Raw genomic sequence first — 15,159 nt, 5'->3', positions numbered from 1 at the left:
TGCTTGCGGGATGCGGCAAATGTTTCTATGGATGAGCGGGATAGCCGCAGCCGCTATCTGCCTCTTTTCCCATCCGAAACTTAGCTGGCATCAATAAAATATTGAAGCTGTTTCGCTCATGTCTGCGGAAATCATGGCCTAGCATCGCCGCGCCGGAAGACGCACTATCAGCCCCGCAGTGGAAGCACTGAGGAGAGGCTGGCCGTGGAGGAGCTGCGCCAGTTTTCTCTTGATTGAAGACGTTCGAAAACTCAAAACAGGCAGCCATGCGACTCGCCGATCCAGGGGGTCACGCAGCAACCGGAGACTCGGCGAGAGCCAGGGGGAGGAATCATGCTCGAAAAGCTTTTCAAGCTACGAGAACACAACACATCCGCACGCATCGAAATGCTCGCGGGACTGACGACGTTCCTGACGATGTCGTACATCATCTTCGTCAATCCGGAGATTTTGTCATCGACGGGAATGGACCGCAATGCCATCTTTGTCGCCACCTGTATCGCCGCGGCGGTCGGATCGCTGGTCATGGCGCTTGTCGCCAACTGGCCCATCGGCATGGCGCCGGGCATGGGCCTCAATGCCTTCTTCGCCTTCACGGTCGTGGCGGCGATGGGCTTCAGCTGGCAGCAGGCGCTGGGTGCCGTTTTCATTTCCGGATGTATTTTCATCCTGCTCACCGTTACGGGCGTGCGCAGCTGGCTTGTTGCCGGCATTCCCAAATCGCTGCGCAGTTCCATTGCGGCGGGCATCGGCCTCTTCCTTGCCTTCATCGCGCTGAAGAATTCCGGGATCATCGTCGCCAACCCCGCCACCTTCATCGGTCTGGGCCATCTCGGCAGCACGCCCGCCCTGTTCGCCATGCTGGGCTTCTTCATCATCGCGGCGCTCGATGCCCTGAAGGTGCGCGGTGCGATCCTCATCGGCATTCTCGTGGTCACCGTCCTGTCGATGGCCGTGGGCGCCAGCGAGTTCAAGGGTGTGTTTTCCGCCCCGCCGAGCCTGGCGCCGACATTCCTGCAGCTCGATATCATGGGCGCCCTGCATACGGGCCTGCTGCAGGTGATCCTGGTGTTCGTGCTGGTCGAGGTGTTCGATGCCACGGGAACGCTGATCGGCGTGAGCAAGCGTGCCGGCCTGATCGAGGAGGGGAAACCCAACCGTCTCGGACGCGCCCTGTTTGCCGACAGCACCGCCATCGTGGCCGGTTCGCTGCTGGGCACCAGCAGCACCACCGCCTATGTCGAAAGCGCATCGGGCGTTCAGGCCGGCGGTCGGACCGGATTGACGGCACTCACCATTGCCGTCCTGTTCCTGGCGGCCCTGTTCATCTCGCCGCTGGCCGGTTCCGTTCCGGGTTATGCCACGGCACCCGCCTTGCTCTACGTCGCCGGCCTGATGATGCGTGAACTCACCGACATCGAATGGGGTGATGTGACCGAGGCAACCCCGGCGGCACTGACCGCGCTGATGATCCCGTTCACCTACTCGATCGCCAACGGTCTTGCCTTCGGCTTCATCAGCTACGTCGTGATCAAGACGTTCACCGGCCGGGTCAAGGACGTGCATCTGGCAACATGGCTCGTGGCGATCCTGTTTGTCGTCCGGTACACCCTGTTTCCTGTGTGAAAAAGCGGCCCGGATGCATGCCGTATCCGGGCCAGACTGTTTGCAGGCTTAAGCGAAGGACACGTCAATGACTGTGGAAAGACCAACGACCGCGACGATCGATGCGCTGCTCGACGCGATGGAGCATCACATCATTCCGATGACGGAAAAGGGTGTGGCGGCAGGCAACAAGATTTTCGGCGCCGCCTTGCTGCGCAAGTCGGATCTGTCGCTCGTTCTGGCGGAGACGAACAACGAGACGGAAAACCCGCTCTGGCACGGCGAGGTGCATACGCTCAAGCGCTTCTACGAAGTGAACCCGGACAAGCGCCCGGACCCCAGGGATCTCATCTTCCTGTCGACTCACGAACCCTGCTCGATGTGCCTTTCGGCCATCACCTGGGCCGGCTTCGACAATTTCTACTATTTCTTCAGCCATGAGGATTCCCGCGATGCTTTTGCGATCCCGCATGACCTGAAGATTCTGAAGGAAGTCTTCACGCTGGAGCCCGGCGGTTACAACACTGAAAATGCGTTCTGGAAAAGCTATGCCATCCACGCGCTGATTGCGGCGCTGCCGGAGCCGGACCGGGGCAGGCTGCATGCCCGTGCCGCCCGGATCGCCAAGAAATATGCGGATCTGTCGAACCAGTATCAGGCGGGCAAGGATCAGAATTCGATCCCGCTGAACTAGGGGGTCGACCCATCGATACATGGACGGGACGGGGTTTGCGCCCCGTCTCGTCTGTTTTGGCTAGCTGCTGCCGAGAAGCGGCAGTGTCCGCAGCGATTTTGCCAGCCGGATAGCGCTCCACGGCATGTATTCGGCGATCGCCAGCCCGACGATATCGGCTTCGGCATCCACGGCCCGCAGAATTCCGGCCACGTCCTCGAAGCGCATCCGGCCTTTCGCGACGCCGTCAAAGGCATCCGGACTGGCAGCGGGGTCCTGCGAAAGAAGGAAATCGTAGAAAGCGGGATCGAGCACATCGAGGTCGAAATGCACCGCCACCTTCCTGGCGCCGGACGCGCGCAGCCAGGCGAGGACGGGCTCTGCCGACCCGGCCAGGTCTTCCGGGCTGAGCCGCGCCAGGCCGTGCTTCGGGATGAAATCGGTTTCGAACGGGGTGGTTTCGGTCAGGCCGACATAGAGGATCTGGCTGGCCTTCACCGGCTTCGGCACGGCGGCCACGAAATCCGGATCGCCCATGCCCATCAGCATGGCAAGGACATGCGCGTGGGCGTTGCGGAACTGCTGCGGTCCCATCACGTCGGGGTGGGCATCCACCCAGAGAATCGCGAGATCGTCGCCGTATCTTGCATTGAGATAGGCAATCGGCGCGAGGTCGATGAGGCAATCGCCCCCAAGGGTGACAATGGCCTCGGGATCGTGCCGGGCGATGGATGCGCTGGTTGCGGCGATGAGATCGAGCAGCGGCTGGCGGGAGACGATGCCCCGCTCGACCGGCCGCACGGCGTCATCGGCCTCCGGCACGGCCACCGTCTCTTCCGGCCCCGGCGCCTGCGGGGCCAAGGCAGCGAGCACGCGGGCGCCGATTGCGTAGTCGGGATGATCGCCGCCCTGCCATTGCGGCAGGTTCAGGCGCAGAATTTTCATCGGATCGATGGTCATGGGTTCACTCTTTCCTGTGGGAGACGTGCAGCCGGACGGGCTCCGGCGGCGCTGAAAGCAGGAAATAGGTGATTGAAATCGGAAACAAAATGCCGCATTCATGGCATCACCGTCCATAAGCATGGACAATCGTTCTCACGTGGAGAAACGCGGTGAATCAGCTGCTTGCGATGCGCGCCTTCATACGGGTCGTTGAATCTGGTTCCTTCCGGGGCGCCGCCAACCAGCTGCTGCTGCCGCGCTCGACGGTGAGCAAGCTCGTGACCGATCTGGAAAAGCATCTCGGCACCCGGCTGATGCACAGGACCACCCGCCACGTCGCGGTGACACCGGAGGGCGAGGAATATTACCGGCATGCGGCCCGTCTGGTGGCGGAGATCGACGAGGCCGACGGTGCGGTGCGCGGCAGCAAGCTGACACCGCGAGGGCATCTGCGCATCGAATCCACCGCCACGTTCGCCCAGAATATCCTGATCCCGCACCTGCCGGATTTCCATGCGCAATACCCGCACATCACCATTGCCTTGGGCACCAGCAACCGAACGGCGAACATCGTCGGCGAGGGCGTGGATTGTGCGATCAGGGCCGGGGACATCGGCGACCTGTCCCTCGTGGCACGGCACCTGTTCGACGCCGGGTTCGTGACATGCGCGTCGCCCGCCTATCTCGAGCGCATGGGGACGCCTGCGGCCCCGCAGGAGCTCGAGGGCCGCCACTGCAAGGTTGGCTTCTTCTCGCATGCGGATGGCAAGGCCAAGCCGATGCTGTTCGTGAAACCCGGTGACAGGTACACCATCAGCGAGCTGCAATTCTCCGCCAATGAGGACAATGGCCAGATCGCCATGATGCTGGCAGGGCTCGGTATCGGACAGAATCTCAGGCCGTTCGTCCAGCCTTACCTCGAGTCGGGGCAACTCGTTGAAATCCTCGGCGAATGGAGCCATCCGCCGCTGCCGTTCCATGTGGTGTATCCGCCCGGCGGGCATCAGAGCGCCCGGCTGAAGGCCTTTATCCAGTGGCTTATCGAGCGCTTCGGGAAAGCCGGCATGCCGCCGGCCACGCTCAGCGGACGATGAACGGTTCGGGGTAAAAATATTCCTCGAGATTGTTGCCGTCGCCGCCGCGATCCACGACGATAAAATCCGAGATGCCGCCGAGGGGCGTGAGGATGCCATGCCAGATATTGCGATGGATGTTCACACCCTGTCCCGGTCCCGTCAGGAAGGCGATGGGATCGCCCGCCCCGCCCGGCAGATCATGGGCAACCACGACCAGCAGGGGATGGGCGGACAGCGGCATGAAGGCCTGGCTGCCGAGCGGGTGCCGTTCCACCATCGTCAGCGTCAGCGGCAAATCATAGGGCTTGCCGCGCAGGAGGCTGATCAGCACGCGCGGGTTTTCCCCGGTTGTCTCGACCTTCGCCAGGTCGTGATAGCGCGTGCACATGCCGTGATTGATGGGAAAGCTGGATGATCCCTCCACCTCGATCACGTCGCCGAAGGGCTGGAACGCTTCGCGGGTAAGGGGCTGTATCCGAATCGCGCGCGTGGCTGTTGAACCTGACATGGTCATCCCTCAATTTGGCAGCATGCCCTGCAGGCGGAGAAACGCGATCCGCTCCACCTGCCGGCAGGCGGTGTTGAATTCGGTTTCCCGGTCGTTCTTGACGCGTGCCCTGAAGGCTTCAAGGATGCCATCCTTGCTGTGGTCCTTGACCGCGATGATGAAGGGGAAGCCGAAGGTTTCGACGTAGAGGCCGTTGAGCGCTTCGAACTGCGCGCGCTCCGCGTCGGTCAGGGCATCGAGACCGGCGGATGCCTGTTCCTGCGTGGAACTTTCCGTCAGCCGCTTGGCCTGCGCCAGTTTCCCGGCCAGATCCGGGTGGGCGGTAAGCACGGCAAGCCGTTCCTCCGCCGACGCGCCGCGGAAGACGGTGGTCAGCAGGGCATGTAGCCCCGCTGCCGTGTCGTGCCCATGGGAAAGCTCGCAGGCAAAGGCGCGCTGCGCGATCCATTCGGAATGTTCGAACACGCCGCCAAAGCGCGCCACGAATGCTGCTTCCGCCAGTCCCGACGGGCGCGGTTCGCCGGATGGCTGCGGATGGGTTTTTGCCCAGTGCCGGGCAATGTCGATGCGCCGCGCCAGCCAGACATGGCTGTGGCTCTGCACATAGTCGATGAACCTTGCGACGGCGGCCGCGCGCCCCGGCCTGCCGGCAAGGCGGCAATGCAGGCCGATGCTCATCATCTTGGGAGAACCCGCTTCGCCTTCGGCGTAGAGCGTGTCGAAACTGTCCTTGAGGTAGGAGAAGAACTGCTCGCCGGAATTGAAGCCCTGCGGCGTGGCGAAGCGCATGTCATTGGCATCCAGCGTGTAGGGGATGATCAGCTGCCGCCGGCCGGCAGCCTCGTGCCAGTAGGGCAGGTCGTCGGCATAGGAATCCGACACATAGTCGAAGCCGCCTTCCTCTGTTGCGAGGTCGACAGTGTTGACCGAGCAGCGGCCGGTGTACCAGCCCTTCGGCCGCTCGCCGGTGATATCCGTGTGGATGCGGATGGCCTCGCGCATATGCTCGCGCTCCGCCTCCCTGGTGTAATCCTTGTATTCGATCCACTTCAGCCCGTGCGAGGCGATCTCCCAGTCCGCATCCAGCATGGCGCGGACCTGTGCCGGCGAGCGCTGCAGGGCCGTTGCCACGCCATAGACGGTTACAGGCACGTTCTTGCCGGTGAACAGGCGGTGCAGACGCCAGAAACCGGCCCGCGCGCCATATTCGTAGATCGATTCCATGTTCCAGTGCCGCTGGCCCGGCCAGGCCTGCGCCCCGACGATTTCCGAGAGAAAGGCTTCCGACGCGGCATCCCCGTGCAGGACGCAGTTCTCGCCGCCTTCCTCATAGTTCACAACGAACTGGACAGCGATTTTTGCGCCGTCCGGCCAATGGGCCTGCGGCGGGGTTTCTCCATATCCATGCAAGTCTCTGGGATATCTCATGGCAGCGATCCGTCCTCCACTCTGCTGGTCCGATCCCATGAATAATCAAATAAGCGGAGATGCATTCCCCCAGAAAATTTTGAAAGTCCTGTAAGGAAGCGCTGCCTACTGCACCGCCGCCGCGCCGGGCAAACTGGGCGATGCAAAAGTGGAAAATCCGCCTTGGGAGGGAGGAACGCTCATGAGTTCTCAGAACGAAACGACAGGCCGTCTGACGACGCATGTGCTGGATACCGCCAGCGGCAAGCCTGCCGCCAACCTGCGGGTCGATCTCCTGCGTCTTGACGGCGAGCAGTTCTCGGCACTGCGCAGCACGCGCACCAATGAGGACGGACGCTGCGATGCACCGCTTCTGGCCGGCGCGGAGATGCGTGCCGGCACCTACGAGCTGCGTTTTCATGTGGGCGCCTATCTCGGCGGGCAGACCGATGGCGCCGTGCCGTTCCTCGATGTGGTGCCGATCCGCTTCGGCATCGGTGACGAGGCCGCGCACTACCACGTGCCGCTGCTCGTCGCGCCCTATGCCTACTCGACGTATCGCGGGAGCTGACCGGCCATGGATATCCAGACCCGCACCAGCCTCCGCCTCCTGCTCAATGACCGGCTTGTCGAACTGACCGATGTGGCGGCAACCCAGACGCTGCTCGATTTCCTGCGCCTCGATCGCCGGTTGCGCGGCACGAAGGAAGGCTGCGCCGAAGGTGATTGCGGCGCCTGTACCGTCCTGATCGGTCGCCTGACCCATGGCCAGCTGACCTACGAATCGGTCAATGCCTGCATCCGCTTTGTCGGTTCGCTCGATGCCTGCCATGTCGTCACGGTGGAGGCGCTTGCCGCAGCCGATGGCACGCTGCATCCCGTGCAGCAGGCGATGGTCGACACCCATGCTTCCCAGTGCGGCTTCTGCACACCCGGTTTCGTCATGTCGCTCTACGGCCTGTGGATGCACAATCCGAGCCCGGCGGTGCGCGACATTGAAAAAGCGCTGCAGGGCAATCTGTGCCGCTGCACCGGCTATGCCGCCATCATCCGCGCGGCGCAAAGCGTGTCGGCGCGCAATGCCGGCCATGATCCGCTTGTCGCCGAGCGCGCACGGGTCATCGAACAGCTGCAGGCATTGAAGGACGGCAGGCGCGTCGATATCGGCGAAGGGAAGCAGCGTTTTATCCTGCCCGCCGATGTGGATGATTTCGCCGCTGTTCTCGACGCCAATCCCGGCGCAACCATCGTTGCCGGTTCGACCGATGTCGGGCTGTGGGTGACGAAATTCATGCGCGAGATCGGTCCCATCATCTTCACCTCGCATCTGGACGGGCTGCGCCGGATCACGGCCGACGACAGCGGGCTGACGCTCGGTGCCGGTGTGAGCTACACCGACGCCTATCCGGCCATCTCGGAACATTTCCCGCAATTGTCGGAGTTGTGGAACCGCATCGGCGGCGAGCAGGTGCGCAATATGGGCACGATCGGCGGCAACGTCGCCAATGGTTCGCCCATCGGCGATACGCCGCCGGCGCTGATTGCGCTCGGCGCAAGCGTGCGCCTGCGCAAGGGCCCGAACCGCCGAACCGTGCCGATGGAAAAATACTTCATCGACTATGGCAAACAGGACCGCGTGCCGGGAGAATTCGTCGAGGCGATCCACATTCCCGCGCTCAAGCCGGGCGAACTGTTCGCCGTCTACAAGATATCGAAACGGCTCGACGAGGACATTTCGTCGGTGTGCGGCGCATTCAAGGCGCTGCTCGACACTGCTGGCAAGGTGCAGGCGGCCACGATTGCCTTCGGCGGCATGGCAGGGACGCCAAAGCGCGCAGCCGCCGTCGAAGAGGTGCTGACGGGCGCCTCATGGGATGACGCGACCATTGAGCGGGCCATGGCGGCCTTTACAGCGGATTTCACGCCGCTGACCGACTGGCGCGCCTCGGCGGACTACCGGCTTTTGACCGCCAGGAACCTGCTGCGCCGCTTCCATCTGGAGACCACGGGCGAAGACAATATCCGGCTGAACCGTTATGCCGCGGTTGCGGGCTAGGAGGGTAGCATGAATTCGATCCAGCCGATGGCCCGCATCAAGGGCGGGGTGCACGAACAGCAGCCGCATGAATCCGGCCACAAGCACGTTTCCGGTTCCGCCGAATATATCGATGACATGCCGGAACCGGCCGACACGCTGCACGCCTATCTCGGCCTGTCGCAGCGTGCCCATGCAGACATCGTGTCGATTGATTTCGAAGCGGTCAGGGCATGTCCGGGTGTCATCGGTGTCCTGACGGTGGACGATATCCCCGGCCACAATGATGTGAGCCCGGCCGGCAAGCATGACGATCCGGTCTTTGCGGTGGGCAAGGTGGAATTCCATGGCCAGCCGATGTTTGCCGTCATTGCCGAAACGCGGCAGATTGCCCGGAATGCGGCCGCGAAGGTCAGGGTGGAATACCGCGATCTCGAGCACGCCATCGACGTGCTCGACGCCGAAAAAGCCGGCTATCCGCTGGTCATCGATCCGCTCAAGCTCGAGCGCGGAGATATTGCCGAGGGGCTTGCCAAGGCAACGAACCGGCTGAGCGGTGAAATGCGCATCGGCGGCCAGGATCATTTCTATCTCGAAGGCCACATCGCCTTTGCCATGCCGGGCGAGGATGACGAGGTGACGGTGTATTCTTCGACCCAGCACCCGAGCGAGACCCAGCACATGGTCGGCCATGTTCTCGGCGTGCCCGCCAATGCGGTCACGGTCAATGTGCGGCGCATGGGCGGCGGTTTCGGCGGCAAGGAAACGCAGGCCAATCTGTTTGCTGCGGTCGCAGCGGTTGCGGCGAAGAAATACAAGCGGGCGGTTAAAATCAGGCCGGACCGCGATGACGACATGGTTGCCACGGGCAAACGCCACGATTTCCATGTGGCCTATGAACTGGGTTTTGACGATGACGGCCGCATCGAAGCGGTGGATGCAACGTTTTCGGCGCGCTGCGGTTTCTCCGCCGATCTGTCCGGACCGGTCACCGACCGCGCGCTGTTCCACGCCGACAATTGCTATTTCTATCCGAATGTCCGCCTGCGTTCGCGGCCGCTCAAGACCAATACGGTGTCCAACACGGCGTTTCGCGGCTTCGGCGGGCCGCAGGGCATGGTCGGCGGCGAGCGGATGATCGAGGATATCGCCTATGCGCTGGGGAAGGACCCGCTGGAGATCCGCAAGGCCAATTTCTACGGCGATGCCGGCAGGAATGTCACGCCCTACCATCAGACCGTCGAAGACAATATCATTCCGCAGATCGTCGCCGAACTGGAGGCATCGTCGGACTACGCGGCGCGGCGCGAGGCGGTTCTTGCCTTCAACCGCGACAGCCGCATCATCAGGCGCGGCATCGCGCTGACGCCGGTCAAGTTCGGCATCTCCTTCACCAAGACCGAATACAACCAGGCGGGTGCGCTGGTGCATGTCTACAGCGACGGTTCGATCCATCTGAACCATGGCGGCACGGAGATGGGGCAAGGGCTCTACACCAAGGTGGCGCAGGTGGTGGCCGACGAGTTCCAGGTCGATCTCGACCGCGTCAAGGTGACCGCGACGACCACGGCGAAGGTGCCGAACACATCGGCGACGGCGGCATCGTCCGGGTCCGATCTCAACGGCATGGCCGCGGCCAATGCGGCGCAGCAGATCAAGGCGCGGCTGGTGGATTTTGCCGCCGAACATTATGCGGTCGCAAAGAGCGAAGTCTTCTTCGAACCCAACGCGGTCCGGGCCGGCAATCGCCTTATCCCGTTTCCCGATTTCATCCGGACGGCCTATGGCGCGCGCGTGCAGCTTTCGGCGGCGGGTTTCTACAAGACCCCGAAAATCCACTGGAACCGCGCGGAAGGCAGAGGCCGGCCGTTCTATTACTTCGCCTATGGCGCTTCGGTCTCGGAAGTCAGCATCGATACGCTGACCGGCGAATATCAGGTCGACCGGACAGATATCCTGCACGACGTCGGAAAATCGCTCAATCCGGCGCTCGATCTCGGGCAGGTCGAAGGCGCCTTCGTGCAGGGCATGGGGTGGCTGACCACCGAGGAGCTCTGGTGGGACGCCAAGGGACGCCTGCGCACCCATGCACCCTCCACCTACAAGATCCCGCTCGCCTCGGACCGTCCGCGCCAGTTCAACGTGGAGCTGGCCACATGGTCCATCAATCGCGAGGAGACGATCCGCCGTTCCAAGGCGGTCGGCGAGCCGCCGTTCATGCTGGCCATCTCCGTGCTCGAGGCAATCTCCATGGCTGTCGCCAGCGTTGCCGACTACCGGGTCGCGCCGCGCCTCGATGCCCCGGCAACGCCGGAACGCGTGCTGATGGCGGTCGAACGGCTGCGCGCTGCGCGAAACGGGAAGTGAGCGTCCCATGCCGTCGAACCGCGATGATATCAGGGATTTTCTCAACCGGCGCAAACATGTGGTGCTGGTCGAGGTGAAATCCGCCAGCGGCTCGACGCCGCGCGAAGCGGGCGCCTGGATGCTGGTTGCGGTCGATTGCATTTTTGGGACCATCGGCGGTGGCCAGCTCGAATTCATGGCCATCGATCACGCGCGGCGGCTGCTCAATGAGGGCGGGGCGGATGCGGACGATATTTCCGTTCCGCTCGGACCGGAGATCGGACAATGCTGCGGCGGGCGGGTTGCCCTCGGCTTCAAGCGGGTGGACAGGCCCCTGCGCTCGGCACTGGTGGAAAAGGTCGACCTGGAAATCGCCCAGCGCCCGCATGTCTACATCTTCGGGGCGGGGCATGTCGGCGATGCGCTGGCCATGGCCCTGTCGCTGGTGCCGCTGCGCATCGTTCTCGTCGACACGCGCGAGATCGAACTGTCCGCCACGCGGGTCCCCGGCATCGAAACCTGCCTGACGGCGATGCCGGAAATGGTGGTGCGCGATGCCCCGGCGGGCAGCGCCTTCGTTGTCCTCACCCATGACCATGCGCTGGATTTTCTCATTACCGCCGAAGCCCTGGCGCGGGGCGATGCCGCCTATGTCGGCATGATCGGTTCGAAGACCAAGAAGGCGACGTTCCGCAGCTGGCTCGAGCGGGAAGTCGGTCGCCCGGACATTTTTGACGGGCTTGTCTGCCCGGTGGGGGGAACCGCGGTCAAGGACAAGCGCCCGTGCGTCATTGCGGCGCTGGCGGCCGCCGAGATCATGACCTCAGCCCTCAACCACCGGATCGGCGAGGAGCGCCTGCCCAAGCAGAAGGCACGCCTGCACGCCTGATGCCTATTCGAGCATGGCGCTGATCAGCCGCTGGCAGCGCTCGGTCATGAAATCGATCATCAGCCGCACCTTCGGGTCCTGGAACCGCTTGTGCGGATAGATCGCTGCAAGCTGGATGCTGACCGGCGGCGTATTCTCAAGGATCGGCTGCAATGTCCCGTCATTGATGTGGTTTTTGACCTCGAACAGCGGCTTGTTGATGATGCCGCGGCCATCGAGCGCCCAGCGGGTCAAAACGTCGCCGTCATCGGAATCATAGGGGCCGCTGACCTCCAGCTTGCGCGGGCCTTCCGGCGTCTGCAGCGTCCAGTAATATTCCTTGGAGCCGGGATAGCGCAGGAGCAGGCAATCGTGATGCCCGGTTATGAGCTCGTCCGGGCTGGCCGGGATGCCGCGCTTGGCAAGATAATCCGGCGAGGCGCAGATCACCCGCTCGCAGTTCATGATGCCGCGCATGCGCAGGTTGGAGTCCTCGAGAATGCCGAGCTTGAAGGCGACGTCGACGCCCTCGCTCATGATGTCGATATTGTGGTCCGACAGTCGCAGCCGCACCTCGATATCCGGATATTTGTCGTGGAATTCCGGCACGCCGGAGGCGATCAGCCGGCGGCCGATACCGAGCGGCGCGGTGATGCGGATGGCGCCCTTCGGCTTTTGCGACAGGTCGGCAATCGCCGCTTCCGCCTCGTTGATCGCCTCGATGATCTTGACCGCCCCTTCATAGAAGACGCGGCCATGCTCGGTCGGTGTCAGCTTGCGCGTGGTGCGGTTGAAAAGGCGCACGCCGAGATAGCGCTCCAGCTCCTTGATGCGGTTGCTGGCGACAGCCGGGGACGCCCGCTGGTCCCGGCCGGCGGCAGAAAGGTTTCCCAGTTCGACGACGCGAACGAAAACACGAAGATTATCGAAATATGACATGGTTCCCACCCCTGTCTTACACCGTTCCATGATGTAACATTTTATAGTTTTTTTTGAAAGAGATGGGCGATTTATGGCGTTTTCCTGCGGCTCAGGCTTTGGCACATACTCTTTCGCATAAAAGGGAGAGCCGCATGTATGAATATGCCATAGCCTGGGAATGGCTGAATTTTGCCGTCCGCTGGTTGCACGTGATCACCGGCATTGCGTGGATCGGCTCGTCATTCTATTTCGTGGCGCTTGATCTTGGCCTGCGGCAGCGTCCGGACCTTCCGGTGGGCGCCCATGGCGAGGAATGGCAGGTGCACGGCGGCGGTTTCTATCACATCCAGAAATATCTGGTCGCTCCAGCGCAGATGCCCGAACATCTCACCTGGTTCAAATGGGAATCCTATGCGACGTGGCTGTCCGGCTTCGCCATGCTGTGCATCGTCTATTATGCCGGCGCCGACCTCTACCTGATCGATCCGCATGTGCTCGACGTGTCGCGCCCGGTGGCCATCGCGATCTCGCTGGCCTCGATCTTCGGCGGCTGGGTGGTCTATGACACGATCTGCAAGTCGCCGCTCGGCCGCAACGATACGCGGCTGATGGTGCTGCTCTATTTCATTCTGGTGGGCATGGCCTGGGGCTATACCCAGCTGTTCACCGGCCGTGCCGCCTTCCTGCATCTCGGCGCCTTCACGGCGACGATCATGTCGGCAAACGTGTTCATGATCATCATTCCCAACCAGAAGAAGGTGGTTGCGGACCTCATTGCCGGTAAGACGCCGGACCCGAAGCTGGGCAAGCAGGCCAAACAGCGCTCCACCCACAACAATTACCTGACGCTGCCGGTGCTGTTCCTGATGCTGTCGAACCATTATCCGCTGGCATTCGGCACCCAGTACAACTGGATCATCGCGTCGCTGGTCTTCCTGATGGGCGTCACTATCCGCCACTGGTTCAACACGCGCCATGCCCGCAAGGGCGACCCGACCTGGACGTGGCTGGTCACCGCCATCCTGTTCATCGTCATCATGTGGCTGTCGACGGTGCCGAAAATCCTGTCGGGAGGCCCGGCCGCCGACAAGGTATCGGCCGTGCAGCAGCCCTTCATCGCCTCGGCGGAATTTCCCAAGGTGCGCGATACGGTCCTCGGCCGCTGCTCCATGTGCCATGCGAAGGAGCCGGGCTGGGAAGGGCTTATCGCCCCGCCCAAGGGCGTCATGCTGGAAACCGATGGCCAGATCGCCGCGCATGCCCGCGAGATTTATCTGCAGGCCGGGCGCTCGCACGCCATGCCGCCGGCCAACGTGACCGCCATCTCCAACGAGGAGCGGCAATTGCTGGCCAAATGGTATGAGAACACAGTCAAGGGAGGAACAATCCAATGAGCCAACTGCTGCTGCGCGGCCGGGTGCTGACCTTCACCGATGCGCCGAAGGCCATCGATGACACCGCGTCCTATTCCTATTTCGAAGATGGTGCCGTTCTCATCGAAAACGGCAGGGTTGCCCGCGTAGGTGACCATGCAACGCTTGCGCCTCTGGCCGGGCCGCAGGCGGAGATCGTCGATCACCGCCCGCATCTGATCCTGCCGGGCTTCATCGACACGCATCTGCACTTCCCACAGACGCAGGCCATCGCCTCCTACGGGGCGCAGCTGCTGGAATGGCTCAACACCTATATTTTCGTCGAGGAGCAGAAGTTCGCGTCCTCCGCCCATGCCGATTTCATCGCCGGGCGCTTCATGGACGAACTCCTGCGCAACGGCACCACTTCGGCGGTTGCCTATTGCTCGGTGCATCCGGAAAGCGTCGACGCCTATTTTGCGGCTGCGGAAAAGCGCAACATGCTGATGATCGGCGGCAAGGTCATGATGGACCGCAATGCGCCGGAAGGGCTGCGCGACACGGCGCAGACCGGCTACGACGAGACCAAGGCGCTGATCGCGAAATGGCACGGCCGGGGCCGGGCGCATTATGCCATCAGCCCGCGCTTTGCCATCACCTCGACGCCCGAGCAGATGGAGATGAGCCGGGTTCTGGTGCGCGAACATCCCGAATGCTATGTGCAGACACACCTGTCGGAAAACCGCGACGAGGTTGCCTATGCCACGTCGCTGTACCCCGCAGCCAAGGATTATACCGACATCTATGCCGGCTATGACCTCCTGGGCAAAAAGATGCTGCTCGGGCATTGCATCTACCTCTCCGACCGGGAAATTGCGGTGCTGGCCGAAACCGGGTCCGTGGCGGTCTTCTGCCCGACTTCCAATCTGTTCCTCGGCAGCGGCCTGTTCGACCGCGACCGGTTCCAGACGCTGGGCGCGCGGTTTTCCGTGGCGACGGATGTCGGCGGCGGCACCAGCTTCTCCATGCTGGAGACGATGGCCGAGGCCTACAAGGTGCTGCACGTGCAGGGCCAGCGCCTCTCGCCCTTCGCGTCCTATTACATGATGACGCTCGGCAATGCGCGGGCGCTCGGCCTTGAAGACCGGATCGGATCGCTGCATGCGGGCGCCGATGCGGATATCACGGTTCTCGACAGCCGCGCCAAGCCGGCGATGGAATTGCGCATGCGCACGGCAACCACGCTGGCCGAAGAGCTGTTCATCCTGCAGACCATGGGGGATGACCGTTCGGTGGCCGAGGTCTACGTGGCGGGCAAGCCGATGAAGAGCAGGCTCGACAAACATCCGGCGGCGGGGCCGGCCCGGTCGGCGGCCGATCTGCAGATCGCCTGAGGATGACGAAAAAGGGGGGCTGGGGCCCCCTT

13 protein-coding genes are annotated in these 15,159 nt (G+C 62.8%); 9 read left to right on the top strand and 4 right to left on the bottom strand.

All coding sequences use genetic code 11. The features are described 5' to 3' along the window. Window positions 1–333 precede the first annotated feature (333 nt). Both J1W56_RS22070 and J1W56_RS22065 read left to right on the top strand, forming a co-directional pair. Window positions 334–1,626: an NCS2 family permease gene (locus J1W56_RS22070; protein WP_223615447.1), complete on the top strand. Its 1,293-nt coding sequence runs from the start codon at window positions 334–336 to the stop codon at window positions 1,624–1,626. A gap of 67 nt (window positions 1,627–1,693) precedes the next feature. Continuing rightward, on the top strand, window positions 1,694–2,299 hold the full coding sequence (locus tag J1W56_RS22065) for a deaminase (protein ID WP_223615446.1): 606 nt from the start codon (window positions 1,694–1,696) through the stop codon (window positions 2,297–2,299). Between the two features lie 60 nt (window positions 2,300–2,359). Here the strand turns inward: J1W56_RS22065 and J1W56_RS22060 are convergent, their stop codons facing one another. Continuing rightward, on the bottom strand, window positions 2,360–3,238 hold the full coding sequence (locus J1W56_RS22060; protein WP_223615445.1) for an arginase family protein: 879 nt from the start codon (window positions 3,236–3,238) through the stop codon (window positions 2,360–2,362). 152 nt (window positions 3,239–3,390) lie between these two features. On the opposite strand from J1W56_RS22060, the gene J1W56_RS22055 reads away from it, so the two are divergent. Next, window positions 3,391–4,314, top strand: coding sequence for a LysR family transcriptional regulator (locus tag J1W56_RS22055; protein WP_223615444.1), 924 nt, complete (start codon window positions 3,391–3,393; stop codon window positions 4,312–4,314). Here J1W56_RS22055 and J1W56_RS22050 read toward each other — a convergent pair. Both J1W56_RS22050 and puuE read right to left on the bottom strand, forming a co-directional pair. Continuing rightward, the gene (locus J1W56_RS22050; protein ID WP_223615443.1) at window positions 4,301–4,804 is read right to left on the bottom strand and encodes an ureidoglycolate lyase; all 504 of its coding nucleotides are present in this window, start codon (window positions 4,802–4,804) and stop codon (window positions 4,301–4,303) included. The two genes, J1W56_RS22055 and J1W56_RS22050, sit on opposite strands and share 14 nt — an antisense overlap. Window positions 4,805–4,813: 9 nt before the next feature. After that, complete coding sequence (gene puuE / locus J1W56_RS22045) at window positions 4,814–6,232, bottom strand: allantoinase PuuE (protein ID WP_223615442.1); 1,419 nt, start codon at window positions 6,230–6,232, stop codon at window positions 4,814–4,816. Between the two features lie 181 nt (window positions 6,233–6,413). Between puuE and uraH the strand changes: the two genes are divergently transcribed. The 4 genes from uraH to xdhC are packed head-to-tail and all read left to right on the top strand — an operon-like array spanning window position 6,414 to window position 11,481. Continuing rightward, complete coding sequence (gene uraH / locus J1W56_RS22040) at window positions 6,414–6,782, top strand: hydroxyisourate hydrolase (protein WP_223615441.1); 369 nt, start codon at window positions 6,414–6,416, stop codon at window positions 6,780–6,782. Between the two features lie 6 nt (window positions 6,783–6,788). Continuing rightward, a complete protein-coding gene (gene xdhA, locus J1W56_RS22035) occupies window positions 6,789–8,267 on the top strand; it encodes a xanthine dehydrogenase small subunit (RefSeq protein ID WP_223615440.1) in 1,479 nt (492 codons plus the stop codon). 9 nt (window positions 8,268–8,276) lie between these two features. Further along, entirely contained in the window at window positions 8,277–10,613 is a 2,337-nt protein-coding gene (gene xdhB / locus J1W56_RS22030; protein ID WP_223615439.1) for a xanthine dehydrogenase molybdopterin binding subunit, read from the top strand. A gap of 7 nt (window positions 10,614–10,620) precedes the next feature. Further along, complete coding sequence (gene xdhC / locus J1W56_RS22025) at window positions 10,621–11,481, top strand: xanthine dehydrogenase accessory protein XdhC (protein WP_223615438.1); 861 nt, start codon at window positions 10,621–10,623, stop codon at window positions 11,479–11,481. 3 nt (window positions 11,482–11,484) lie between these two features. On the opposite strand, the gene J1W56_RS22020 is transcribed toward xdhC, so the two are convergent. Beyond that, window positions 11,485–12,399, bottom strand: coding sequence for a LysR family transcriptional regulator (locus J1W56_RS22020; protein WP_105735167.1), 915 nt, complete (start codon window positions 12,397–12,399; stop codon window positions 11,485–11,487). Between the two features lie 134 nt (window positions 12,400–12,533). Here J1W56_RS22020 and J1W56_RS22015 point away from each other — a divergent pair, with 134 nt between their 5' ends. Beyond that, window positions 12,534–13,775, top strand: coding sequence for a urate hydroxylase PuuD (locus J1W56_RS22015; protein ID WP_223615437.1), 1,242 nt, complete (start codon window positions 12,534–12,536; stop codon window positions 13,773–13,775). Further along, a complete protein-coding gene (gene guaD / locus J1W56_RS22010; protein ID WP_223615436.1) occupies window positions 13,772–15,127 on the top strand; it encodes a guanine deaminase in 1,356 nt (451 codons plus the stop codon). The genes J1W56_RS22015 and guaD overlap by 4 nt, the downstream gene beginning before the upstream one ends. Window positions 15,128–15,159: the final 32 nt, after the last annotated feature.

The sequence above is a fragment of the Phyllobacterium calauticae genome (genome assembly GCF_019991125.1).
Lineage (GTDB): Bacteria > Pseudomonadota > Alphaproteobacteria > Rhizobiales > Rhizobiaceae > Phyllobacterium > Phyllobacterium calauticae.
Note: the sequence above shows the minus strand (reverse complement) of the source record. Positions and strands in the feature narration are given on the sequence as shown.